The 23,721-nt window shown below is 35.1% G+C and carries 26 protein-coding genes and 1 tRNA gene; 20 read left to right on the forward strand and 7 right to left on the reverse strand.

From position 1 onward, the window contains the following. Positions 1-18 precede the first annotated feature (18 nt). Positions 19-738 (reverse strand): GntR family transcriptional regulator, encoded by a 720-nt coding sequence (locus SPB_RS00905; protein ID WP_003102538.1) that lies wholly within the window; start codon positions 736-738, stop codon positions 19-21. Positions 739-933: 195 nt separating this feature from the next. Between SPB_RS00905 and SPB_RS00910 the strand changes: the two genes are divergently transcribed. Genes SPB_RS00910 through SPB_RS00930 form a run of 5 tightly spaced genes read left to right on the forward strand, consistent with a single transcriptional unit; the run spans position 934 to position 5,333 of the window. Then, a complete protein-coding gene (locus SPB_RS00910) occupies positions 934-2,718 on the forward strand; it encodes a glycoside hydrolase family 35 protein (protein WP_003105685.1) in 1,785 nt (594 codons plus the stop codon). Beyond that, on the forward strand, positions 2,715-3,200 hold the full coding sequence (locus SPB_RS00915; protein ID WP_003104640.1) for a PTS sugar transporter subunit IIB: 486 nt from the start codon (positions 2,715-2,717) through the stop codon (positions 3,198-3,200). Before SPB_RS00910 ends, SPB_RS00915 begins: the two co-directional genes overlap by 4 nt. Before the next feature lie 40 nt (positions 3,201-3,240). Further along, on the forward strand, positions 3,241-4,128 hold the full coding sequence (locus SPB_RS00920) for a PTS mannose/fructose/sorbose/N-acetylgalactosamine transporter subunit IIC (protein ID WP_003104016.1): 888 nt from the start codon (positions 3,241-3,243) through the stop codon (positions 4,126-4,128). Then, complete coding sequence (locus SPB_RS00925; RefSeq protein WP_003102927.1) at positions 4,115-4,924, forward strand: PTS system mannose/fructose/sorbose family transporter subunit IID; 810 nt, start codon at positions 4,115-4,117, stop codon at positions 4,922-4,924. Before SPB_RS00920 ends, SPB_RS00925 begins: the two co-directional genes overlap by 14 nt. 1 nt (position 4,925) lies before the next feature. After that, positions 4,926-5,333 (forward strand): PTS sugar transporter subunit IIA, encoded by a 408-nt coding sequence (locus SPB_RS00930; protein ID WP_003106139.1) that lies wholly within the window; start codon positions 4,926-4,928, stop codon positions 5,331-5,333. Between the two features lie 248 nt (positions 5,334-5,581). Here SPB_RS00930 and SPB_RS00935 read toward each other — a convergent pair whose 3' ends face one another. The 5 genes from SPB_RS00935 to yghU form a co-directional block, all read right to left on the reverse strand. Next, the gene (locus tag SPB_RS00935; protein ID WP_003105475.1) at positions 5,582-5,815 is read right to left on the reverse strand and encodes a hypothetical protein; all 234 of its coding nucleotides are present in this window, start codon (positions 5,813-5,815) and stop codon (positions 5,582-5,584) included. Between the two features lie 147 nt (positions 5,816-5,962). Next, on the reverse strand, positions 5,963-6,223 hold the full coding sequence (locus tag SPB_RS00940; protein WP_003104133.1) for a type B 50S ribosomal protein L31: 261 nt from the start codon (positions 6,221-6,223) through the stop codon (positions 5,963-5,965). A gap of 105 nt (positions 6,224-6,328) precedes the next feature. Then, positions 6,329-7,264 carry a DHH family phosphoesterase gene (locus tag SPB_RS00945; protein ID WP_003103794.1) on the reverse strand — a complete coding sequence of 312 codons (936 nt, stop codon included), beginning with the start codon at positions 7,262-7,264 and terminating at the stop codon, positions 6,329-6,331. A gap of 3 nt (positions 7,265-7,267) precedes the next feature. Then, positions 7,268-7,708 (reverse strand): GNAT family N-acetyltransferase, encoded by a 441-nt coding sequence (locus SPB_RS00950; protein WP_003103861.1) that lies wholly within the window; start codon positions 7,706-7,708, stop codon positions 7,268-7,270. Between the two features lie 86 nt (positions 7,709-7,794). Next, the gene (yghU, locus tag SPB_RS00955) at positions 7,795-8,574 is read right to left on the reverse strand and encodes a glutathione-dependent disulfide-bond oxidoreductase (protein ID WP_003104400.1); all 780 of its coding nucleotides are present in this window, start codon (positions 8,572-8,574) and stop codon (positions 7,795-7,797) included. Positions 8,575-8,840: 266 nt separating this feature from the next. Between yghU and add the strand changes: the two genes are divergently transcribed. The 14 genes from add (at position 8,841) to SPB_RS01025 (ending at position 21,462) form a co-directional block, all read left to right on the forward strand. Beyond that, a complete protein-coding gene (gene add / locus SPB_RS00960) occupies positions 8,841-9,860 on the forward strand; it encodes an adenosine deaminase (protein WP_003102899.1) in 1,020 nt (339 codons plus the stop codon). A gap of 68 nt (positions 9,861-9,928) precedes the next feature. Beyond that, positions 9,929-10,384 (forward strand): flavodoxin, encoded by a 456-nt coding sequence (locus SPB_RS00965; protein WP_003102675.1) that lies wholly within the window; start codon positions 9,929-9,931, stop codon positions 10,382-10,384. A 107-nt stretch (positions 10,385-10,491) separates the two neighbouring features. Then, the gene (locus tag SPB_RS00970; protein WP_003105161.1) at positions 10,492-10,779 is read left to right on the forward strand and encodes a chorismate mutase; all 288 of its coding nucleotides are present in this window, start codon (positions 10,492-10,494) and stop codon (positions 10,777-10,779) included. Next, positions 10,766-11,995 (forward strand): chloride channel protein, encoded by a 1,230-nt coding sequence (locus tag SPB_RS00975; protein WP_003106118.1) that lies wholly within the window; start codon positions 10,766-10,768, stop codon positions 11,993-11,995. The genes SPB_RS00970 and SPB_RS00975 overlap by 14 nt, the downstream gene beginning before the upstream one ends. Positions 11,996-12,154: 159 nt before the next feature. Further along, entirely contained in the window at positions 12,155-12,502 is a 348-nt protein-coding gene (gene rplS, locus SPB_RS00980; protein ID WP_003102436.1) for a 50S ribosomal protein L19, read from the forward strand. A gap of 680 nt (positions 12,503-13,182) precedes the next feature. Next, the gene (locus SPB_RS00985; RefSeq protein WP_003102653.1) at positions 13,183-13,863 is read left to right on the forward strand and encodes a beta/alpha barrel domain-containing protein; all 681 of its coding nucleotides are present in this window, start codon (positions 13,183-13,185) and stop codon (positions 13,861-13,863) included. A 61-nt stretch (positions 13,864-13,924) separates the two neighbouring features. After that, a tRNA-Arg gene (locus SPB_RS00990) sits at positions 13,925-13,996 on the forward strand. Positions 13,997-14,058: 62 nt separating this feature from the next. Continuing rightward, positions 14,059-15,273 (forward strand): FtsW/RodA/SpoVE family cell cycle protein, encoded by a 1,215-nt coding sequence (locus SPB_RS00995; protein ID WP_003105904.1) that lies wholly within the window; start codon positions 14,059-14,061, stop codon positions 15,271-15,273. Between the two features lie 86 nt (positions 15,274-15,359). After that, complete coding sequence (locus tag SPB_RS01000) at positions 15,360-15,920, forward strand: HAD-IA family hydrolase (protein WP_003104906.1); 561 nt, start codon at positions 15,360-15,362, stop codon at positions 15,918-15,920. Next, entirely contained in the window at positions 15,921-17,873 is a 1,953-nt protein-coding gene (gyrB, locus tag SPB_RS01005) for a DNA topoisomerase (ATP-hydrolyzing) subunit B (protein ID WP_003104170.1), read from the forward strand. A 140-nt stretch (positions 17,874-18,013) separates the two neighbouring features. Further along, positions 18,014-19,738, forward strand: coding sequence for a septation ring formation regulator EzrA (gene ezrA / locus SPB_RS01010; protein ID WP_003103143.1), 1,725 nt, complete (start codon positions 18,014-18,016; stop codon positions 19,736-19,738). Positions 19,739-19,836: 98 nt separating this feature from the next. Next, on the forward strand, positions 19,837-20,484 hold the full coding sequence (gene serB, locus SPB_RS01015) for a phosphoserine phosphatase SerB (protein WP_003104464.1): 648 nt from the start codon (positions 19,837-19,839) through the stop codon (positions 20,482-20,484). Position 20,485: 1 nt separating this feature from the next. Beyond that, positions 20,486-20,917, forward strand: coding sequence for a VOC family protein (locus SPB_RS01020; protein ID WP_003103416.1), 432 nt, complete (start codon positions 20,486-20,488; stop codon positions 20,915-20,917). Next, complete coding sequence (locus SPB_RS01025) at positions 20,917-21,462, forward strand: DUF1697 domain-containing protein (protein ID WP_003102762.1); 546 nt, start codon at positions 20,917-20,919, stop codon at positions 21,460-21,462. Before SPB_RS01020 ends, SPB_RS01025 begins: the two co-directional genes overlap by 1 nt. Positions 21,463-21,482: 20 nt before the next feature. Here SPB_RS01025 and SPB_RS01030 read toward each other — a convergent pair whose 3' ends face one another. Then, a complete protein-coding gene (locus SPB_RS01030) occupies positions 21,483-21,926 on the reverse strand; it encodes a YueI family protein (RefSeq protein ID WP_003105906.1) in 444 nt (147 codons plus the stop codon). Positions 21,927-22,147: 221 nt separating this feature from the next. Between SPB_RS01030 and eno the strand changes: the two genes are divergently transcribed. Then, a complete protein-coding gene (gene eno, locus SPB_RS01035; protein ID WP_003104921.1) occupies positions 22,148-23,455 on the forward strand; it encodes a surface-displayed alpha-enolase in 1,308 nt (435 codons plus the stop codon). Positions 23,456-23,721 lie beyond the last annotated feature (266 nt).

A 23,721-nucleotide genomic window follows, 5' to 3' on the forward strand; every position in this document is an offset into this window, starting at 1 on the left:
ACAAGCTAAAAAAGCTTGTTAAAAATGACTAGATTGAATTTCAGTTGAAAAGAATTTCCAATGTTTATAGACAAGAGCATATTCTAGAATACGACCAGTTTGTTGATGTCGTGTAACTTTAATTTGACGAACACACGGCTCACGACTTGCAAGTTTAAAGAAATCTCTAACAATAGATGGACATTCTAATTTGATATCTGTTTTTTGGGAGAAGGGCTGTTTGGCCATTTGAATATTATAATCAACAAAAAAACGATTATATAGGGAATTGTAGACAGATAGATCTGCTTCTGGATTCAAGATGAAATCATGCGGGATATAAGATTCTTGATATAGATAGGGTTGTCCATCAATCAAACGTTTCCGACAGAGGGTGTAATAAAATTCAGATTTATGAAGTCCTAATTGTTTCAAGTAGGTAGGGTTGTTGCCTTTGGTCAGACTGAGAACTTGAATTTCTTCTTGAAGATTTCTTGTTGGAGAATTGTATGAAAAATGGACTAACCGATCTTTAGTTGTATTTTCAATAAAGGTACCTAACCCTTGTTTTCGTGTAATATAACCTTCTTTTTCTAATTCCTTAAGTGCTCTGATAACAGTAATGGAGCTCACTTGGTATTTCTCTATTAATTCAGATTCAGTAAAAAAGCGATCCCCTCGTTTATAATGCTGTGACAAGATTAGATTAGACAAATCTTCTTTAATTATTTGATATTTTGGTTTTTTGATTGTTAACATTAGTAACTCATTTCTTTGTGAATATAATCATTATATCAAATTTATTAATAAAAAATAGAAAATCACTTTTATATAACAAGTTCACAATGATATTATATTAAAGCAAAAAAAGAAAACGGTTACATATACTGAACTGACAAATATTTAATCTATAAATTATAGAAGCAATACGTATCATTTTAATGTGAGGTGGCTATGTCAACATTTACTATTTCCGATCAATTCTATATGGATGGTAAACCTTTTAAAATTTTATCTGGTTCGATTCATTATTTTAGAATACCAAAAGAATCTTGGTATCATTCACTTTATAATCTGAAAGCCCTTGGTTTTAATACTGTTGAAACCTATGTTCCATGGAATTATCATGAGGCAAAAGAAGAAACTTATAACTTTTCAGATAATCATGACCTAGATTTCTTTTTAAGTCAAGCCCAAGAACTAGGATTATATGTACTTCTTAGACCATCACCTTATATTTGTGCAGAATGGGAATTTGGTGGTTTACCCGCTTGGCTACTGACCAAAAAGGTTAAAGTACGATCAACGGATCCCAATTACCTTTTTTATGTGAATCGATACTATGACAAATTAATACCAATTCTTAAGAAGCATGAATTAGCTAATGGTGGTAACATCATTATGCATCAGGTAGAAAATGAGTATGGGTCATATGGTGATGAAAAAGCCTACTTGAAAGCTTTAAAAACGATGATGGTTGAAAAAGGTTTACAGGCTCCCTTATTTACATCAGATGGTTCATGGCAGGCAGCACTAAGTGCTGGAAGTTTAATTGACGAAGATGTTCTGGTTACCGGAAATTTTGGCTCCAGACCGCAAGAAAATTTTGCTGCCTTATCTTTATTTTTGGAAGACCATGGTAAAAAGTGGCCCTTGATGTGTATGGAATTCTGGGATGGTTGGTTCAATCGTTATAAAGAACCAATAATCAAAAGAGATCCTCAAGAGACTGTTGATACAATCATGGAAACGATAGCTCTGGGCAATATTAATTTATACATGTTCCATGGTGGTAGTAACTTTGCTTTTATGAATGGATGCTCTGCTAGAGGAAAGATTGATTTACCACAAGTTACTTCTTATGATTATGACGCAATATTGGACGAAGCTGGCAATCCAACAAAGAAATACCGACTATTGCAAAAGAGCATGCAAGAATTATTTCCCAATCATGATTATCATGAACCACTGGTGAAAGAAACAATGGAAATTAAGGATATTCCTTTAGTTAACAAAGTTTCTTTAGTTTCAACTCTTGACAAGCTTTCGGATGTCACGAAGACATATTACCCTCTTAATATGGAAGATCTTGGACAATCAACTGGTTACATTTTCTACCGTACAAAAATTAATAAAGAAAGTGCAGAAGTTGAAAAAATTTCTTTGATCGATGCTCGAGATCGCGTGCAGATTTTCCAAAATAATCAATGGCTAGCAACTCAATATCAAGAGGAAGTTGGTCAAGAAGTTTTGATAAACCTCGAAGAGGAAAATAATCTTGATTTGCTAATTGAAAATATGGGGCGCATTAATTATGGACCTCGACTTACAGCACCTAGTCAAAGTAAAGGTCTAGGAAGTGGATTGATTGCCGATCTTCATTTTGTAGGGAACTGGGGGATTTATCCGTTGCCTATGGATGACATTTCAGCTATTGATTATACGAATCAGTGGTTACCAAATACTCCGGCTTTCTATGAATTTCAATTTGACTGTCAAGATTGTCAGGATACTTATATTGATATGACAGGATTTGGAAAAGGCCTTGTGTTTATCAATGGCAAAAATTTAGGCAGATTTTGGGAAGTAGGTCCCATAGTAAGTCTTTATCTTCCAAAATCTTATTTAATAACTGGAAACAATAAGTTAACTGTTTTTGAAACAGAAGGTAAATATAGAAATAAAATAAATTTAGTAAAACATCCAATAATCATATATGTTAAAGGAGAAAACTTATGACAATAATTGCAGCCCGTATTGATGGAAGACTGATTCATGGTCAAGTCGCAAATTTATGGACAACAAAGTTAAACATTAGCCGAATCATGGTCGTTGATAATGATATTGTGAATAGTGATTTAGAAAAAACAGCTCTTAAGTTAGCTACACCAACTGGTGTTAAATTATCAGTTTTAAATGAGGAAAAAGCAGCTAACAATATTACTGCTGGTAAATATGATTCTCAACGTTTGATGATTGTTGCTAAAAGTCCTGATCGTTTTTTACACCTAATTGAAGCGGGGGTTCCGATTACTGAACTAAATGTTGGAAACATGTCTCAAACTTCAGAAACGCGCTCAGTTACTAGATCAGTTAATGTTGTCGATAAAGATATTCAAGACTTCGATGCAATTAAAGCAAAAGGTGTTAAATTAATTGCACAAATGGTACCTGGCGATAGTCCAGCAGACTTTATGACCTTACTAAATAAAGTAAGATAACTTAGGGATTAAAACTAAAAATATTTGGAGGACATTCACTATGATTCAATGGTGGCAAATTCTATTACTAACTCTTTATTCTGCATATCAGATTTGTGATGAGTTAACTGTCAATACTTCAGCAGGATCACCTGTATTTGCAGGTTTGATGGCAGGTATCATTATGGGTGACATCAAGACAGGTTTGTGGATTGGTGGTAGCTTACAATTAATGGTACTGGGAGTTGGAACTTTTGGTGGTGCATCTCGTATAGATGCGACATCTGGTGCTATTTTAGCAACTGCCTTCTCAGTATCACAAGGTATCAAACCAGAGCTTGCAATATCAACAATTGCCGTACCAGTAGCAGCTTTATTAGTTTACACTGACATTTTAGGTCGTTTCTCTACAACCTATTTTGCTCATCGCATTGATAAACATGTAGAGGATTTTAATTATAAAGGAATTGAACGTAATTATTTACTTGGAGCTATTCCTTGGGCATTATCTAGGGCATTACCAGTTTTCTTAGCATTAGCACTAGGGGGAGGATTTGTTAAAGCTTTAGTTTCAGGCATTGGTGATATTCAATGGGTTGCTGATGGTTTAACACTTGCTGGTAAAATGTTACCAGGTTTAGGGTTTGCTATCTTATTGCATTACTTACCAGTTAAACGTAATCTCCATTATCTAGGATTAGGTTTTGCAATAACTGCAATCTTAACAACTATTTATACTAACCTAGCAAATGCTGGAACTGCTCTAGCAACTGTCTCTAAAGGTTTTGATGCAACACCATTTAAAGGTCTTCCAATGATTGGTATTGCTGTAATTGGTGCAGCACTTGCAACAATGCATTACAAAAATCACCAAGTTCTAGCACAGCCAATTGAAAAACAAGAAGTAACAATTTCAGAAAGTGGGGAAATTGAAGATGACGAAATCTAATTATAAATTAACTAAAGAGGATTTTAAGCAAGTTAATAAACGTAGTTTATTTACCTTCCAATTAGGTTGGAACTATGAGCGTATGCAAGGTTCCAGTTATCTTTATATGATTTTGCCCCAACTTCGTAAAATGTATGGAGATGGAACACCTGAATTAAAGGAAATGATGAAAACTCATACCCAATTCTTCAATACATCAAACTTTTTCCATACAATCATTACAGGTATTGATTTAGCTTTGGAAGAAAACGAAGGTTTGGAAGCAAAAGACGCTGTTAATGGTATTAAAACTGGCTTAATGGGACCATTTGCTCCAATTGGTGACTCAGTATTTGCATCATTAGTCCCTGCGATCATGGGATCAATTGCTGCATCATTAGCTATTAATGGTAATCCTATTGGAATTCTCCTTTGGATTTCTGTAACGTGCTTAATTAATATCTTCCGTTGGAAACAATTAGAAATCGCCTATAAAGAAGGTACAAAACTTGTAACAACTATGCGAGATAAATTATCTTCATTAGTTGATGCTGCGTCTGTTATGGGTGTCTTCATGGTTGGTGCTTTAATTGCTACAATGATTAACTTTAAATTTATTGCTGCACCAAAAATTGGTGAAAAAGTAATCAATGTTCAAGATTTATTTGATCAAATTTTCCCACGTCTTGTTCCTGCCTTATTTACAGGGTTAATTTTCTGGATTCTTGGAAGAAAAGGTATGACGCCGACAAAAACTATTTTTATGATTATCATCTTTGCTTTACTGATGTCATACTTTAAAGTATTAGGTGTGTAATATGGGGAAAAATTTAATTCTAGTGAGTCATGGCAATTTTTGTCATGAATTAAAAAAATCAACTGAAATGATTATGGGACCCCAAGATAATATTTTTACTGTGGGTCTACTTCCAGATGAGGGACCAGATGATTTAAAACGCAAATTTTTAGAAATTGTTGCCCAATTTTCTGACAATGAATTCATTGTATTGGCGGATTTGATGGGAGGAACACCATGTAATGTTGTTTCAAGACTAATTTTGGAAGGGTATGACTTTGACTTATATGCTGGTATGAATATGCCAATGATTATAGGTTTTATCAACTCAGAATTAATTGGAGAAGCAGTTGACTTAAAAAGCTTTGCATGTGAAAATATCCATAAAGTAAATGACATCCTTCTACAAATTGATGATGATGAGGGATAAAAATTCCGGTGTACCTTTTTATCTGTACTTCAAGAGTGTTGTAAAAAGATAAATAAAAAAAAAGACAATTACTTTGTCTTCTTTTTTTTAATTAAATTATTTCTCTTCTTTCTTTTTTTTCTTTTCTTCTGTAGGTTTAGTTTGTTTAACTTTACCACTGATTGTATGAAGTTCTTTATTTTCTTCTTTTGTCATTTGATGACCTCACTTATAGAAAGATAATATCATTTAAGCTAATATATGACAAGTTATTTTTTCTTTTTGTCACTTGTTTTTTTAGTTTTTACTTTCGGAGTTGCATAGACCAAGTTTCTTAAGTTAATTAAGACACTTTTGTTGGTTTTTTCTGAAATCAATTCAATGGCAGTAGAATCAAATTCCATTTCATTGGCAACTTTAACAACGGTCATTGTTTCACCTGTTACAAAAGTTAGTTGTAAGATTTCTTTTTCTTTTAATATACTAATAATAAATGCTTTCATCTGAATATCCTCCTTAAACCTATTCTACCAAATAAATAAAACGCTTACAATTGTTTGTATTTTATTTATTTGATAATCTGGGGAAAAGTAGAAGACAAGAAAAAACCTCCCCATAGTAATGGGAAGATTTTAATAAAAGCGTAAGTCTTATTTTGCTGCGTTTTCGTCTTTGAGACCGTATTTTTTGTTGAAACGGTCCACACGTCCGTCTGCTTGCGTGAATTTTTGACGTCCAGTATAGAATGGATGTGAATCTGAAGAAATTTCTACACGGATAAGTGGGTAAGTTTCCCCTTCGAACTCAACAGTTTCATTACTATTTTTAGTAGAACCGCTAAGGAATTGGTAACCTGTAGTTGTATCAAGAAATACAACTGGACGATAATCTGGATGAATGTTTTTTCTCATCTTTAAAATATTTCCTTTCTGCCATGGCACTTGTGCCCCATAGTTATTAACTAGACTAGTGTAACAAAATTAAAAGTATTTGACAAGCTTTTTGGAGTAATTCTTTTAATTTGCTAGGAGATCTTTTATTTCTTGGAAAATGACTTCATTTTCCTCTAGACTATATGAATTTGCTCCGCTAGCAAGTGGATGACCACCCCCATGATGACGCTTGGCAATTTCATTGATAAATTTTGTTTTGCTACGCATTCTGACACGGTAATGCCCATCAGCTTGCTCGACAAAGATTGCCCAAGCTTGGACTAAATCAATTTTTCCGGGAGTCGAAACAATGGCTGAGCTCTCAGCATCAGTGATATCAAAGTCTTTGAGAATTTTTTGCGTCAGCACAACTCGTGCAGCTCCGTTTTCATCAATTTCGAGATTATCAAAAACATAGCCTTGCAGCTTGGCAATTTTAAAAGAGAAAGAATCCATTTTTCGGCCAATGGCAGAAAAATCAAATTCGTACTGGCGTAATTTACTGGCAATTAAGAAGGTTTTGCTACTAGTAGCAGGATAGAGGAAGCGTCCCGTATCTCCAACAATCCCAGCATAGAGCAGTTGCGCAGCTATGTTTGATAGTTTAAGGTTCATTTCGAAAGCAAAGTCAGCAATAATTTCACTAGCACTTGAAGCCATCGTATCAACATGACAGATATCTCCATAGACATCATCATTTGGGTGATGGTCGATTTTAATGGTAAAGTCGCCATCTAAATAACGAGCATCATCTATCCGAGGACGGTTAGCCGTATCTGTAATGATAACTAATGAGCCGGAATAATCAGAATCTTGGACTGTATCCATCATTGCGACCCAATCAAGACTTGGCTCGTCGTAACCAGTAATCAAGACTTTCTTATCTGGGAAATTAGCTTTAATAATTTCTTTCAAACCAGCTTGGCTACCAATGGCATCAGGGTCCGGATTTTTATGACGATGGATGATAATTGTTTGATGTTTTTTTATTTGTTCTAAAATTTCTTTATAAATTGTCATTGTTTAATCTTTTTCTTTCATCATATCAATATGGGGAATGTCGTCTTCTAAGTAGACCTCAGAAGTAGCATTAAAACCAAATTGTCCATAAAAGTCTTGCAAATGAGCTTGAGCTTGTGCATAGACTGGTAATTGAGGATAATTTTCTTGGCAATAGCTAAGTGCGGTGGCAACTAGTTCTTGCCCTAAGCCTTTACCACGAACTGTTTGAGTTGTCAGAACTCGGCCCAGTTTCATCATTTTTTCGGTTGGTATAATGCGACAGTATGCTAATAATTGACCCGAACTGTCTTGTTTGAAAATGTGTATTGATTTTTGGTCCAATTCATCAATTTCAGGATAAGCACAGGCTTGTTCCACAACAAAGACTGCAACCCGCTCTTTTAAAATAATAAATAATTCATCTCTGGTCAATTGATCAAATGCCTTAATACTCCAATTCATCATCACACCTAGCCTTCTCTAAAAGTCTTTTTAATAGTATACCATAAGTGCCAAAAAACCTATAGATTTACTATAGGTCAATTTGCTTAGTTTATTTCTTTTAAGGTTACTTCTAAAGCTCGTTTTACTGCTGGCCTTTGAGCTATTTTATCTGTCCATTGGTTGAGATATTTATAAGATTTTAGGTCAAGAAATTCTGCAGCATTGTCATAAAGTTGATCTTGTGCTAATTGTCCATACCAAGACCAGATAGCAATGTCTGCAATACTGTAGTCATCACCAGCAATATATGGTCTCTTGGCTAATTCTTTATCTAATAAATCAAATTGGCGTTTTGTTTCCATGGTGTAACGATCGATTGGGTATTCTAATTTTTCAGGTGCATAATGGAAGAAGTGACCAAAGCCACCACCGACAAAAGGAGCAGCACCGGTCTGCCAAAATAGCCAATTTAATTCTTGTGTTCTGGTCGCATGATTTTGGCTAATCAAAGCATCATGTTTTTCTGCTAAGTAAAGAAGAATATTTGCAGATTCAAAAATATTGATGGTTTCAGAATCAGACAAGTCTAATAAAGCAGGAATTTTTGAATTGGGGTTGATTACAGTGAAATCACTACCGAACTGTTCTTGCTTACCTAAATTGATTTTGAAAGCATCATAAGGAGCATCAGTTATATCAAGCTCTTTTAATTCTTCAAACATGATAATTGGTTTAATCCCATTAGGTGTTCCTAAGGTAAATAATTGATATGGATTTTCTCCTCGAGGTAGTTTTTGTTCGAAACGACTTCCAGCTGTCTCTTGATTTGAGCCTGGAATCTTATGGGTATTTTTCCATACTTTTGGTAATTGATAAGTTGTCATAGGCTTGTCCTCTCTATTGCTACTAATTAGGATTATCATAACAAATAAAAAGTTGAATCACAAAAGTTAAGTTTTGTACAAGTTATTTATTGATTATTTGATTTTCTAATGTAAAAACATTTAACATTTTTTGTTTATACTATTTGATTTCAGTCTAATAATTAACCTTAATAAAATATTTAGGTATAAAATCTTTAGGAAAAATGCCTTGATTTATTTAATACATTTGTTATCATATTAAAAAGCTGCAAAGGAGTAAAATAAGAATGGAAGAAATAGATTTTGAAAAACTTGCAAAAACAGAGCTACATTGCCACTTGGATGGCTCCATTCCGTTTGGAACGATTAAGAAATTATTAAAACTTGCCAAGATAGAAATTCCAGATGACGATGACGATTTAAAACAGCTTATTAAAGCACCTAAATCAGCTACTTCCTTAATGGATTATTTAAAGACCTTTGACTTTATTAGACCACTCTTACAGTCAAAAGAGGCTCTTCAGCTAGCAAGCTATGACTTAGCCAAGTCGGCAGCTCAGGAAGGTGTTATTTATATGGAAATCCGTTTTGCACCAGAACTTTCAATGGATCAGGGGTTAACTTTAGAAGAAATAATGGAAGCTGTCTTAAAGGGGGCAAATAATGCAACCAGAGATTTTGGGATAGTCACCAAAATTATTGTTTGTGGTATGCGACAATCATCGCTTACTTTAACAGAAGAGATTTTTAAGAAAGTTATTCGATGGGCTGAAAAAGGATTAGTTGGATTTGATTTTGCGGGAAATGAGCTTGATTTTCCTCCAGAGTACTTAAGCACAATTATTGAGGAGACACAAAAATTAGGACTACCTTTTACCCTCCATGCAGGGGAATGTGGCTGTGCTAATTATATTTCACAAGCTATTGATCTTGGCATAAAGCGTCTTGGGCATGTTACTGCAGTCTCAAAAAATCCAGACCTTTTAAGACGTTTGAGACAAGAAGGGGTGACCGCGGAGCTATGTTTAACAAGTAACCTTCAAACTAAAGCAGCTCCAACAATTGCTGATTTTCCCTATCTTATGATGAAGCAAGCAGGTGTCAAACTGAGTATTAATACTGATAACCGAACTGTCTCAGATACTAATTTAACGAAAGAGTATCAATTATATAACTATTATTTTGGGACTAGTGTCGCTGATTTTTATCGTCATAATTGTGACGCTATTGAAGCTTCATTTGCGAGTCCCTCTGAAAAGAAGGAACTACTGGAACGATTAAAATTTTCCTATCAATACTATCTCTAATATCATAGTGATTTTATCCATTAAATATGTTAAAATAAATGAAGTTTAGTTATTTTTTGGAGGAAAATATGGCCATAGTAAAAATCGTTTATGCTAGTATGACAGGCAATACTGAAGAAATTGCTGATATAGTTGCAAATAAGTTAACCGAACTCGGACACGATGTTGAAGTTGACGAGTGCACATCAGTTGAGGCTTCAGATTTTGAAGATGCCGAAATAGCGATTGTTGCGACATATACTTATGGTGATGGTGACTTACCAGATGAAATTGTCGATTTCTACGAAGATTTACAGGATTTAGACTTATCAGATCGTATCTATGGGGTGGTTGGATCAGGGGATACTTTCTATGATTACTTCTGTAAGTCAGTAGATGAATTTGAAGAACAATTTGCTCTAACGGGAGCCATTAAAGGTGCTGAATCAGTTAAAGTTGACTTGGCAGCAGAAGATGAAGACATTGCCAATCTGGAAGCATTTGCGGAAGCAATTTCCAAGTCAGCAGAAAGTTTATTGCAATAACCAGATAATCAAATGTTAGTAGCCTAATTGCTTTAAGAACGAATTTGTTTTTAAGGTGTTAAGTCACTAACCTTTTTTCTTGAGCAGAAGTAAGTTAGAAGGATACAATGGAATTAGAAGAAATAAGAAAAGAAATTGATTTGGTCAATGCAGACCTGCTTAAATTAATTGAAAAGCGGATGGACTTGGTCCAACACGTCACTACTTATAAGCGTCAGCATCAGTTGCCAGTTTTGGATGCATCGCGCGAGCAATTCATCCTAAAAGAAATTGGTAATCAAGTGAAAAATCAGGACTATAAGGAAGCTGTGATTGCGACCTTTGCAGCTATTATGGCAGCCTCTAGGAATTATCAGGAAGGCGCAATTAAGGGAGGCAAAGATGCTGAAAGCTAAGCTTCTCTCTATTAAGGATAGCTTAATCTTAGTGGTCTTAGCTTTAGGGATTGGTTTAGTGGTTGGTGCTTTAGACTTCGTTTTTGGTTCTGTACTTTTGTTAGTCTCGGATTTTAGGACTGAGCATCTAACGATCTTGCTACCGTTTTTAGCTGGAGCTGGACTCTTAACGGTTTTTCTCTACCATAAATTTGGAGGTAAGGCTAGCAAGGGGATGAGTTTAATTTTCCTTGTCAGCCAGGGAAAAGAAAAAGAAATACCTTTAGTTTTGATTCCACTGATTATGTTTTCGACCTGGATGACCCACCTCTTTGGAGGTAGCGCTGGCCGTGAAGGTGTAGCTGTTCAATTAGGAGCGACGGTTTCCCATTATTGCCATTCTTGGTTAAAAGTGGAGAATAGCTCGCGCATATTCTTGGCAATTGGTATGGCAGCCGGTTTTGCGGGTTTATTTCAAACCCCATTAGCAGCTATCTTCTTTGCATTTGAAGTCTTAGCAATGACACATTTTGCCTTCTTTGCATTATTTATCCCTGTAGCTGTCGCTGCTTATACAGCCTCTACGTTCTCTCATGCTCTAGGACTGGAAAAATTCTCTTTTATCATTAAGGAGACAGTAGCTCTTAGTCCGATAATGATTGGTAAATTGGTATTACTAGGATTAATCTTTGGTCTAGCGGGTAATCTTTTTGCTTATACTTTAGGGAAAGCAAAGACATTTTTCTCAGAGAAGTTATCTAACCCATATCAAAAAGTTCTAGTTTTAGGTATAGTTGTGACAGTACTTGTTTTCGTTTTACATTCAGGTCGCTATAGTGGACTAGGTACAAACTTAATAAATATGTCTTTTTCTGGTGAGACGATTTATTCCTATGATTGGTTCTTAAAAATAATGTTAACAGTTCTTACCATTGCAGCAGGCTACCAAGGGGGAGAAGTGACTCCACTCTTTTCTATTGGAGCTAGTCTGGGTGCCCTTATAGCGCCATTATTTGGCTTACCAGTTTTCTTGGTAGCAGCACTTGGCTATTCTGCTGTATTTGCCAGTGCGACAAATACCTACTTAGCTTCTGTTTTTATTGGATATGAAGTCTTTGGATCAGAAAATATGATTTCTTTTCTGATTGTTGTATTGATTGCTACCTTACTTAATCAGAAACATAGTATTTATGCCAATCAGGAACTCTTAGAGGTAAAAAATAAATTTCAAATTTAAAGCAATTTTTGATTAAATTTTTTTAATAAAATAGACTGTGAAGTTTCTTTACAAGTTCTCTTGAATATGATAAAATACTCTTTGTGTGTAATGGACACATATAAATAAGCTAATCCGCTGAGACAAGTACTTAAGATTGGTAAGATAGGAGAATATAAAATGAATCCATTAATCCAAAGCTTGACTGAAAGTCAACTTCGTACTGACATCCCTACATTCCGCGCTGGTGACACTGTTCGCGTTCACGCGAAAGTTGTCGAAGGAACTCGCGAACGTATCCAGATTTTTGAAGGTGTAGTTATTGCACGTAAAGGTCAAGGGATCTCAGAAATGTACACAGTTCGTAAAATTTCTGGCGGTATCGGTGTAGAACGTACTTTCCCAATCCACACTCCACGTGTTGATAAAATTGAAGTAGTTCGTTACGGTAAAGTCCGTCGTGCTAAACTTTACTACTTACGTGCATTACAAGGTAAAGCAGCACGTATCAAAGAAATCCGTCGTTAATTCAAGATACCAAGGGCGTCTAGAAATCGACAGAAAATTAGGAAACTGCCGCTGTGACATAGTCACAAGGCAGTTTTTCTATTTTCCGAGATTTCAGCCCGGGTTCAGTTCATTATGATGAAAAGGTCGTTAAGCAATCACAGCAAAAATAGGAGTTTTGACGAAGAAAGTTTACTTTCTAGGAAAAGCTATCTTTTTGCCAAGATTGTAGGATTTATTCAAATACAGGATTTGAGGACTCCCACAGTGGAGTCTTTTTTGTGTCAAAAGACTCAAAGACATTGTGAGGTTTTTGAGACAGAATTAGTCCAGTGAACAAATTCTGCCTGAGCTTGAAAAAGGGAAAGCGAGGGAAGAGCGAGTTCAACTAAAACACACTTGATTTCAAGTGTGTTTTTTTTCCGAGATTTCAGCCCGAGTTCAATTAAGGATACTGAGCCAGCCTGAAATTTTCGAATAAAACATAAGCAATACTGATGAAGATAACAGACTTCAAAGTCACTGCGAGATTTTTGATATAGAAATAGTCAAGTAGATGTATCTGCTTAAGATTGAAAATAATAGAGTGAGCTTGTAGTGGGGAATCTTTTAAAAAGAAAACTAATTGTTTTGTTTTTAAGGTGTTAAATAATGACACTATGATAAAATAGAATAACAAAACAAACAATTTGAGGATAAAGATGAAGATTTCAAAAGAAAATGCACCTAATGTCATGTCTGACTTAAGAAAAGAGATTGTACGTATGCCAGATATCATCCGTCAATGTTCCGGTATATATATTTATGGCAGAAGGATTCGATCAGTTTTGTTTAGCACAGATGTTTCGGTCATTGCCAACCATAATGCAGATGCAATTTTAGCTGTGTATCCTTTTACACCTACTCCAACAATTCTAAAAAGTATTATGTTGGTTTCTTCTGTTCCGGTTTTTGCGGGAGTTGGTGGTGGCTTAACAACGGGCTACCGTTCTGCAAATATGAGTTTATTCTCAGAATCAGAGGGTGCTTATGCTGTAGTGGTTAATGCACCAACTAAGGTCGACACGATAAGTCACATCGAAGAAATTATTGATATTCCAATTATCTATACTGTTGTTTCAGAAGAGACTGATATTAAAAGTCGAATTGAAGCGGGCGTTGACATATTGAATGTTAGTGGAGGTGTAAATACTCCAACTATTGTACGGAAAATTAGAGAAGAGTTCCCAGACTTTCCAATTATGGCGACTGGTGGACCAAGCGCGGAAACTATTCTTGAGGTAATTGAAGCTGGTGCCAATGCGATCACTATAACGCCACCAACCAATGGGCAACTATTCCGAGCAAAAATGGAAAAGTACAGAGAAAGTCAAAAAGACTAAAGACTAGCCCTTGCAATTCCCAAATTTGTAGGCTAAAATAGATAAGGTAATTATACCTTATGACCCCTTAGTTCAATGGATATAACAACTCCCTCCTAAGGAGTAGTTACTGGTTCGATTCCAGTAGGGGTCATCAAAAGAGACCATCTTATTGGTCCTTTTTTCATTTAATTGTATTGAGAAAGCAGGTGTAAGATGTTTGGAAAACGAAGCAAATTAGATAACAAAATTGATTATGGCATTGTATGGCCAGTATTTTGTCTAATCATCATTGGCCTCTTTTCAGTTTACGTGGCCACTTTCCATGATTATCCTCATAATGTGACCAAAGTAATGATGCAACAAGTCCTATGGATTGGTTTTGGCTCATTATTTGCATTTATTTTAATGTTTTTTAGTCGTAGTTTATTATGGAAATTGACGCCTTTTTTGTATTTGTTAGGGCTTGGACTTATGGTACTACCATTAGTCTTTTACAGTCCTCAGCTAGTCGCGGCGACAGGTGCTAAAAACTGGGTAACAATTGGATCAGTTACTTTATTTCAACCCTCAGAATTTATGAAAATCTCTTATATTTTAGCTTTAGCAAGATTCACTGTTTGGTTTAAAGGAAAGAAGGAAAGGAATCAGTTTTCTGATGATTGGAAATTAATTCTATCTTATGTCTTAATTACCTTACCAGTAATGATTTTGTTAGCTTTGCAAAAAGATTTGGGTACCGCAATGGTCTTTATAGCTATATTAGCTGGGGTAGTATTAGTCTCTGGAATTAGTTGGTGGTTTATTTTACCTTTACTTGGTCTCTTTCTATTTGCAGGATTAGCTTTTTTCATGATATTTTTCCTTCCACAGGGAAAAGAATTTCTGCTCAAAATAGGGATGGATACTTACCAAATCAATCGTATATCGGCTTGGTTAACGCCATTTGATTTTTCTGAGACAATTGCTTATCAGCAAACACAAAGTATGATTTCAATTGGTAGTGGTGGCTTTTTCGGAAAAGGATTTAATCATATTGATTTGCCAGTTCCAGTAAGAGAAAGTGATATGATTTTTACAGTTATTTCTGAAAATTTTGGTTTTCTTGGATCAGCCGTCCTACTTATTCTTTATTTGTTACTGATTTATAGAATGTTGCGACTTACTTTGGCTTCAAATAATTTATTTTATACTTATATTTCAACTGGTTTTATTATGATGATTTTATTCCACATTTTTGAAAATGTTGGAGCGGCTGTCGGTATTTTACCATTGACTGGGATTCCTCTCCCATTTATTTCACAAGGTGGGTCATCATTGATCTCAAATCTCATTGGTGTTGGCATAATTCTTTCAATGAATTTCCAACATGAACTCGGTCTGGAAAAGCAAAGTCAAGCTGAACTTCGTCGTTCACTAAAATATGATTAAAAGCTGGGGCTTGTCATGTGAACAAGCTCCTTTATTTTTGCGTCATATACTATAAAAATACAGCAAAATATGTTATAATAAAGGGTATGAATTATAAGGATTATATTTGGGATTTAGGTGGAACTCTCCTTGATAATTATGAGACTTCGACTACTGCATTCCTAAAAACTTTAGAACAATTTAATCTTTCCGCCAGTCATGATGCTGTTTTTTCAAAATTGAAAGAATCGACAGCGACAGCCATCGCTACATTTGCTCCTTATGAGCCACGATTTTTGCATTTTTATAAATTAAATGAAGCGCAAGCATTGGCCAAGCCTGCTTGGAAAAGTGGAGCAGAAGAGTTACTAAAAAATGTTGTAGCAGATGGAGGACGGAATTTTTTAGTCTCTCATCGTGATAAACAGGTGGTTTACCTTTTAGCTCATGCTAATCTTTTACAGTATTTTACTGAAGTTGTGACATCTGAAAATGGTTTTAAAAGAAAACCAGATCCAGAATCTATTTATTACTTAAAAAATAAATACGAAATAACAAATGCCTTAGTTATCGGTGACAGGGAAATCGATAAACAGGCAGGACAAGCTGCGGGTCTTAGTACTTTACTTGTTCAAGAAAATCAGTCCCTTTTGGAGATAGTTAATTAAATGGTTGAAGATATTAAACAGTCAAATGATAAAGCTCAAGAATATGATGCTAGTCAGATTCAAGTCTTAGAAGGATTAGAAGCCGTTCGGATGCGTCCTGGGATGTATATTGGTTCAACATCTAAAGAAGGACTTCATCACTTGGTTTGGGAAATTGTCGATAACTCAATTGATGAGGCCTTGGCAGGGTTTGCTAGTCATATTGAAGTATACATTGAAGAAGACAACTCAATCACAGTTGTCGATGATGGGCGTGGTATTCCAGTCGATATCCAAGCTAAGACAGGTCGTCCTGCTGTTGAAACTGTATTTACTGTTTTACATGCTGGAGGTAAGTTTGGCGGTGGCGGTTATAAGGTTTCAGGTGGGCTCCATGGTGTTGGATCATCAGTTGTTAATGCTTTATCATCTCAGTTAGATGTTCGTGTCTTCAAAAATGGTAGCATTCATTATCAAGAGTTTAAACGTGGAATCGTTTATGACGATTTGAAAATTATTGGAGAAACGGATTTAACAGGAACAACAGTTCACTTTACTCCGGACCCAGAAATTTTTACAGAAACAGTTGAATTTGATTTTGAGAAGCTTGCTAAGCGTGTCCAAGAATTAGCATTTTTAAACCGTGGATTACGAATCTCAATTGCCGATAAACGTAATGGAATTGAACAAGTCAAAGATTACCATTATGAAGGTGGTATCGCTAGCTATGTTGAATTTTTAAATGAGAAAAAAGATGTTATTATCGAACATCCTATCTTTACTGATGGAGAGATGGATGGCATTGCTGTCGAAGTTGCGATGCAATATACAACAGGCTATCATGAAAATGTAATGAGTTTTGCCAACAATATTCATACACATGAAGGTGGAACCCATGAACAAGGTTTTAGAACTGCCCTAACACGTGTTATTAATGATTATGCTAAAAAGAATAAGATTCTCAAAGAAAATGAAGATAACTTAACTGGTGAGGATGTTCGTGAAGGATTGACTGCTGTTATCTCTGTCAAACACCCTAATCCTCAATTTGAAGGACAAACTAAAACAAAATTAGGTAACTCAGAAGTTGTTAAAATTACTAATCGATTATTTAGTGATGCCTTACAACGATTCTTACTTGAGAATCCACAAGTTGCCCGTAAAATCGTAGATAAAGGAATTTTAGCTTCGAAAGCTAGAATTGCTGCAAAACGTGCACGTGAAGTAACGCGAAAGAAATCTGGCTTAGAAATCTCTAATTTACCAGGTAAGCTAGCTGACTGTTCATCAAATAATGCCAGTCAAAACGAACTATTTATCGTCGAAGGAGATTCTGCTGGAGGTTCAGCAAAATCTGGTCGTAACCGTGAATTTCAGGCAATTTTACCAATTCGTGGTAAAATCTTAAACGTGGAAAAAGCAACAATGGATAAAATTCTTGCTAATGAGGAAATCCGCAGTTTATTTACAGCGATGGGAACTGGTTTTGGTGCAGAATTTGATGTAGCTAAAGCAAGATATCACAAGTTAGTTATTATGACTGATGCCGATGTCGATGGTGCTCATATCCGTACACTTTTGTTAACTTTGATCTATCGCTTTATGAGACCAGTCCTTGAAGCCGGTTTTGTTTATATCGCACAACCACCAATTTATGGTGTGAAGGTTGGTAGCGAAATTAAAGAGTATATTCAGCCTGGTACTAACCAAGAGGAACTTTTAAAAGCTTCTCTTGAAAAATATAGTGTAGGTCGTTCAAGACCAACTGTACAGCGTTATAAAGGTCTTGGAGAAATGGACGATCACCAATTATGGGAAACTACCATGGATCCGGAACACCGCTTAATGGCTCGTGTAACAGTTGATGATGCTGCAGAAGCTGATAAAGTATTCGACATGTTAATGGGTGATCGTGTTGAGCCAAGACGTGAGTTCATTGAGGAAAATGCGGTCTATAGTACGCTTGATATTTAGTCAATTTTACTTTGAAAAGCGCTTTAAAGTATGTTATAATCGTAACGTTATAATGTATTTAATATAAAATTTAATAAAGGGCGTTTGATGGTATTTTAAAATGGCTATCTTCAATCGCAAAACATATTAAGGAGAATAGGATGTCAAGCGGAATTATCTTGCTGATTGTAGCGATAGTCTTATTAGTGATTATTGCTTACCTAGTTGGCGTAATTATTCGTAAAAGAAATGATTCGTTAATTAAAAATTTAGAAGAAAGAAAACTAAAACTTTTTGGTTTACCTATTAACGAAGAAATTGAAGAAGTTAAATCACTACATTTAATAGGACAAAGTCAAACATCTTTTAGAGAATGGAATCAAAAATGGGTTGATTTAACAATGAACTCATTTGCAGATATTGAAAATCATTTATTTGAGGCAGAAAAACTAAATGATACTTTCAATTTTATTCGTGCTAAACATGAGATAATTAATGTAGAAAGTCAATTGGACTTAGTTGAAGAAGATATTACTTCAATTCGTGAAGCACTTGGCATTCTGAAAGAACAAGAAGAAAAAAATAGTGCTCGCGTTACGCATGCCTTAGATTTATATGAGCAATTACAAGAATCTATTAATGGTAATATAGGAAAATATGGAAGTACTAAACCTGAAATTGATAAGCAAATGAAGAATATCGAAACTGAATTTTCTCAATTTGTGACTCTTAATTCATCAGGTGACCCAGTTGAAGCTTCTGAAGTTTTGGATAAAGCTGAAGAGCATACAATTGCTTTAGGCCAAATTACAGAACAGATTCCAGAAATTGTAGCGAAACTAGAAGAAGACCTTCCTGAGCAAATGGATGATTTGGAATCTGGTTACCGTCGTTTACTCGAAGAAAACTATCATTTTCCTGAAAACAACATTGAAACGCGTTTCCAAGAAGTTCGTGAAGCAATTCGCAGTAATGCTGATGAATTAGTAACTTTAGATTTAGATCGTGCACGAGAAGATAACGAACATATTCAAGAACGTGTTGATGCATTGTATCAATTATTTGAACGTGAAATTGTTGCACATAAAAATGCTCTTAGAGACAGTAAAATTATTCCTAAGTACATAGCACACGTTCGAGAAAATAATGACAAACTTAAAAATGAATTATCACGACTTGCTCATAAGTACATTTTGAATGAAAACCAAGCACTTTCCGTCAAAGGTTTTGATAAAGATATTACTAAACTTGAAGAGTCAACTTTAGACAATGCACAAAGTTTTGGTTCTCAAGAAGTACCTTTTTCAGAATTAGAAGTGATATTTGATAAAGCTCTTAAAACACTTTCAGCAGTTGAGTCTGGTCAGTTGGATGTCTTTGAAGAAATTAAAGGCATTGAAAAGACAGAAGAATCTGCTCGGAGAGATATTGATATTTATGTAGCACAATTACATATGATCAAACGTTTTATGGAAAAACGTCATTTACCAGGTATCCCACAAGATTATTTAACTGCATTCTTCACAACAAGTACACAACTTGAAGCCCTAATGGATGAATTAAGTAAAGGTAAAATAAATATTGAAGCTGTTGGTCGCTTAAACACTATAGCTAAATCTTCTATTGCGAACTTAGAAGAATATAGTTATCAAGTCGTTCAAAATGCAACGTTAACTGAACAATTATTACAATATTCAAATCGTTACCGTAGCTTTGAAGCTGGTGTTCAAAATTCATTTGAAATTGCTATGCATTTATTTGAAGTTGAGTATGACTACCAAGGATCATTTGATGAAATATCATATGCTTTGGAAACAGTTGAACCTGGTGTAACAAGTCGTTTTGTTTCATCATATGAAAAAACAAGAGAATATATTCGATTCTAAAAAAACTTGAGTGGTACACTCAAGTTTTTTATTTTATTGCAGGAGATGAAAATTTCTAGTAAAATATATTAAAAATCTATTCTAGTAAGGAAGATATTATGGGAAAAATTTTAGGACTCTTTGTTATGGATGTCGATTCAACTCTAGTTAAAGAAGAAGTGATTGATTTATTAGCACAAGAGGCTGGTTTTGGAAAAGAGGTAGCACAAATTACAGAACTAGCAATGAATGGTCATCTGGATTTTGAGGCAGCCTTGAAAGAGAGGGTTGCTTTATTAGAAGGACTACCCTTATCAATTTTTGATAAAGTTTATCAGTCCATTCATTTCAATAGTGGCGCGCAGGAACTAGTGAATCAATTACATGATCAACAGTATAAAGTTGGTCTGGTTTCTGGTGGTTTCCATGAAACAGTGGATCGTTTAGCTGATGAATTGGGTATCGATTATGTCCACGCCAATCAACTCGCTAATAAAGATGGTAAATTGACAGGAGAACTTGAAGGTCCAATAGTTACAAAAGAGGTGAAATTACAGAAATTACAAGATTGGGCATTAGAAAATAACTTAAATTTATCCCAGACTGTCGCAATGGGTGATGGGGCAAACGATTTACCTATGATAAAAGCTGCTGGGATAGGCATCGCTTTTTGTGCTAAACCTATTGTTCAAAATCAAGCACTCTATCAGATTGATGTTCCTAATCTAATGGAAGCCTTAACTATTATTAATAAGGAGAGAGGTTAGGATGAATAGAATTAATCTTATTTGTTTAGGTGTTAGAGATATGGCTAAAAGTGTCGCCTTTTATCGAGATGGTCTAGGTTTTGAAACAAAAGAAACTGCAGATTCTCCAAATGTCATATTTTTTAATAATGCAGGAACCAAGCTAGAACTTTATCCAATTGATTTACTCGCGGAGGATTTTGGCCATAGTCTTCCTACGTTAGAAGCTAATCAATTCAATGGAATGACACTTGCCTATAACACCACATCTAAAACTGAAGTTTATGCTATTTTTGAACTTGCTTCAAAAGCAGGAGCAAGGATTTTAAAAGAGCCACAAGAGGTTTTTTGGGGCGGTTTCCACGCTTATTTTGCAGACCCAGACAACTATGTTTGGGAAGTTTGCTGGAATCCAGGGATGCCTTTTGACGACAATGAAATGGTGATAATATAGTGGACTTTATACTCTTATTAAGAGGGATAAATGTCGGTGGCAATCATTCTGTAAAAATGGCAGAGCTAAAGGAGAACTTAACTAACTTAGAACTAGACAATGTTACTTCATATATTAATAGTGGTAATCTCTTCTTTTCAAGTTTAGAATCCCAAGATGCTTTACAAGTAATGTTAGAATCTTATTTTAAAAATAACTATTCCTTTGATATTCCATTTTTACTGATTAGTCAAACTGACTATCAAAAAGAATTTGAAGCACTACCGGAATGGTGGCAAGAAGACTATTTTCGAAAAAATGCTTTATTTTTTTTACCTAATACCAAAAATGAAGATATTGACAATTTTCTTGAAATAGCTAATTTTAGTCAGGATGAGTTAATTCATATTGGGGAATTTGCTATCTATTGGATAATAAAAAAAGAAGGGGCCTATCCCCAATCCTTCTATCATACTAAATTCATTAAAACCAAACTATATAAACTAGTCAGCATTCGCAATTTCAAAACTGCCTACTACCTGGCCTTTAAACAAAAACACAAATAAAAGAAGCCGAAGCTTCTTTTTTATTTTCCGAAAATATTATCCCAAAAACTAGCTTTTTTTTCTTTAGAAGGTGTTTCATCTTTTGGTAGATTATCAGCAATTGAAGTTTGATTCAGGTTAACTGCATGGTCTGTATGGAGAACAAGCGCAAAAGGAGAGGTAGCACTGGTTTCGTCTATTATAGTTGAAGGAATACCCTTTTTGCTAGCTAACTTCATAAAGAACATTTGAAATTCAGAATCTAAGTCGGCTGATAATTTAAGTGATAAAGGAGAATAGTCTTTAACATAAGAAGGCAATAAGCGTTCAAATTCATTCTTAGCAATTTCTTCTTCAATGCCGACCAAGGGGATAGTTAATAAGACACGTTCAGCATAAGTGCCTAAATAGTAGCGTTGTTGATCAGGATCAAGTCTATTTTCACCTAATGCACCTTTTAAAATCTTATGATCTAATGACTCCATAGTAGCCTCCTTAATCCATTTAAGTTCATTATACTGATTTTTAAAAGAAAAAGCCATTAAAACATGTATTTGTAAGGATTTGAAATATTATTGAAAACTATAAAACATTTGCATGAAAACGAATACAAATTTTCATAATGGCTGTTTTTAAGTTGAAAATACTAGTACTTTGTGGTATTATTAACATGTAAAAAATTAAAACTCATAAGGAGAGTATTATAATGTCAATTATTACTGATGTTTACGCTCGCGAAGTCTTAGACTCACGCGGTAACCCAACACTTGAAGTAGAAGTTTATACTGAATCAGGTGCTTTCGGACGTGGAATGGTTCCTTCAGGAGCATCAACTGGTGAACATGAAGCAGTTGAACTACGTGACGGTGACAAATCTCGTTATAACGGATTAGGAACTGAAAAAGCAGTTGACAACGTAAACAACATTATCGCTGAAGCTATCATCGGTTTTGATGTACGTGATCAACAAGCTATCGACCGTGCTATGATCGCTCTTGACGGAACTCCTAACAAAGGTAAATTAGGTGCTAACGCTATTCTTGGTGTTTCTATTGCCGTAGCTCGTGCTGCTGCAGACTACCTTGAAGTACCTCTTTACAACTATCTTGGCGGATTTAACACTAAAGTACTTCCAACTCCAATGATGAACATCATCAATGGTGGATCTCACTCAGATGCTCCAATCGCTTTCCAAGAATTCATGATCATGCCTGTAGGTGCTACAACATTTAAAGAAGCTCTACGTTGGGGTGCTGAAGTATTCCATGCTCTTAAGAAAATCCTTAAAGAACGTGGTCTTGAAACAGCTGTTGGTGACGAAGGTGGATTCGCACCTAAATTTGATGGCACTGAAGATGGTGTAGAAACTATCCTTAAAGCTATCGAAGCTGCTGGATATGAAGCTGGCGAAAACGGAATCATGATTGGTTTTGACTGTGCGTCATCTGAATTCTATGATAAAGAACGTAAAGTATACGACTACGCTAAATTTGAAGGAGAAGGCGGAGCAGTTCGTACTTCTGCAGAACAAATTGATTACCTTGAAGAATTAGTTAACAAATACCCAATCATTACTATCGAAGATGGTATGGATGAAAATGACTGGGATGGTTGGAAAGCTCTTACTGAACGCCTAGGCGGACGTGTTCAATTAGTTGGTGACGACTTCTTCGTTACAAACACTGAATACTTAGCTCGTGGTATCAAAGAAGAAGCTGCTAACTCAATCCTTATCAAAGTTAACCAAATCGGTACTTTGACAGAAACTTTTGAAGCTATTGAAATGGCTAAAGAAGCTGGATTCACTGCAGTTGTATCTCACCGTTCAGGTGAAACTGAAGATTCAACAATCGCTGACATCGCAGTTGCAACTAACGCTGGACAAATCAAAACTGGTTCATTATCACGTACTGACCGTATTGCTAAATACAACCAATTACTTCGTATCGAAGATCAACTTGGTGAAGTTGCTCAATACAAAGGTATCAAATCATTCTATAACCTAAAAAAATAATCTAATTATTTGATTAGTGTTCTGAAACATTGATTTTAAAGCATTCTAGGGAACTGACCTAGGATGCTTTTTCTTTTTTTGTTGCATTTATTTCAATGAAATAAGATAATCAAGTAATTATTAAATATATTGGAGGTAAGTTATGACACATACCAAATTTAACATTATTACTATTTTACCGGCAGGATCAAAATTGAAAGATGGGACTGTTTTAACATAACAAACAAAATTCTCATCAGATGAGTTCGAAAAAAATGCATTGATGC

Source organism: Streptococcus parauberis NCFD 2020 (assembly GCF_000187935.1).
Classification (GTDB): domain Bacteria; phylum Bacillota; class Bacilli; order Lactobacillales; family Streptococcaceae; genus Streptococcus; species Streptococcus parauberis.

Bases quoted from the DNA above. Each gene is read 5' to 3' on its own strand.
- SPB_RS00905 (WP_003102538.1), bottom strand. From the start codon at position 738: ATGTTAACAATCAAAAAACCAAAATATCAAATAATTAAAGAAGATTTG.
- SPB_RS00910 (WP_003105685.1), top strand. From the start codon at position 934: ATGTCAACATTTACTATTTCCGATCAATTCTATATGGATGGTAAACCT.
- SPB_RS00915 (WP_003104640.1), top strand. From the start codon at position 2,715: ATGACAATAATTGCAGCCCGTATTGATGGAAGACTGATTCATGGTCAA.
- SPB_RS00920 (WP_003104016.1), top strand. From the start codon at position 3,241: ATGATTCAATGGTGGCAAATTCTATTACTAACTCTTTATTCTGCATAT.
- SPB_RS00925 (WP_003102927.1), top strand. From the start codon at position 4,115: ATGACGAAATCTAATTATAAATTAACTAAAGAGGATTTTAAGCAAGTT.
- SPB_RS00930 (WP_003106139.1), top strand. From the start codon at position 4,926: ATGGGGAAAAATTTAATTCTAGTGAGTCATGGCAATTTTTGTCATGAA.
- SPB_RS00935 (WP_003105475.1), bottom strand. From the start codon at position 5,815: ATGAAAGCATTTATTATTAGTATATTAAAAGAAAAAGAAATCTTACAA.
- SPB_RS00940 (WP_003104133.1), bottom strand. From the start codon at position 6,223: ATGAGAAAAAACATTCATCCAGATTATCGTCCAGTTGTATTTCTTGAT.
- SPB_RS00945 (WP_003103794.1), bottom strand. From the start codon at position 7,264: ATGACAATTTATAAAGAAATTTTAGAACAAATAAAAAAACATCAAACA.
- SPB_RS00950 (WP_003103861.1), bottom strand. From the start codon at position 7,708: ATGAATTGGAGTATTAAGGCATTTGATCAATTGACCAGAGATGAATTA.
- yghU (WP_003104400.1), bottom strand. From the start codon at position 8,574: ATGACAACTTATCAATTACCAAAAGTATGGAAAAATACCCATAAGATT.
- add (WP_003102899.1), top strand. From the start codon at position 8,841: ATGGAAGAAATAGATTTTGAAAAACTTGCAAAAACAGAGCTACATTGC.
- SPB_RS00965 (WP_003102675.1), top strand. From the start codon at position 9,929: ATGGCCATAGTAAAAATCGTTTATGCTAGTATGACAGGCAATACTGAA.
- SPB_RS00970 (WP_003105161.1), top strand. From the start codon at position 10,492: ATGGAATTAGAAGAAATAAGAAAAGAAATTGATTTGGTCAATGCAGAC.
- SPB_RS00975 (WP_003106118.1), top strand. From the start codon at position 10,766: ATGCTGAAAGCTAAGCTTCTCTCTATTAAGGATAGCTTAATCTTAGTG.
- rplS (WP_003102436.1), top strand. From the start codon at position 12,155: ATGAATCCATTAATCCAAAGCTTGACTGAAAGTCAACTTCGTACTGAC.
- SPB_RS00985 (WP_003102653.1), top strand. From the start codon at position 13,183: ATGAAGATTTCAAAAGAAAATGCACCTAATGTCATGTCTGACTTAAGA.
- SPB_RS00995 (WP_003105904.1), top strand. From the start codon at position 14,059: ATGTTTGGAAAACGAAGCAAATTAGATAACAAAATTGATTATGGCATT.
- SPB_RS01000 (WP_003104906.1), top strand. From the start codon at position 15,360: ATGAATTATAAGGATTATATTTGGGATTTAGGTGGAACTCTCCTTGAT.
- gyrB (WP_003104170.1), top strand. From the start codon at position 15,921: ATGGTTGAAGATATTAAACAGTCAAATGATAAAGCTCAAGAATATGAT.
- ezrA (WP_003103143.1), top strand. From the start codon at position 18,014: ATGTCAAGCGGAATTATCTTGCTGATTGTAGCGATAGTCTTATTAGTG.
- serB (WP_003104464.1), top strand. From the start codon at position 19,837: ATGGGAAAAATTTTAGGACTCTTTGTTATGGATGTCGATTCAACTCTA.
- SPB_RS01020 (WP_003103416.1), top strand. From the start codon at position 20,486: ATGAATAGAATTAATCTTATTTGTTTAGGTGTTAGAGATATGGCTAAA.
- SPB_RS01030 (WP_003105906.1), bottom strand. From the start codon at position 21,926: ATGGAGTCATTAGATCATAAGATTTTAAAAGGTGCATTAGGTGAAAAT.
- eno (WP_003104921.1), top strand. From the start codon at position 22,148: ATGTCAATTATTACTGATGTTTACGCTCGCGAAGTCTTAGACTCACGC.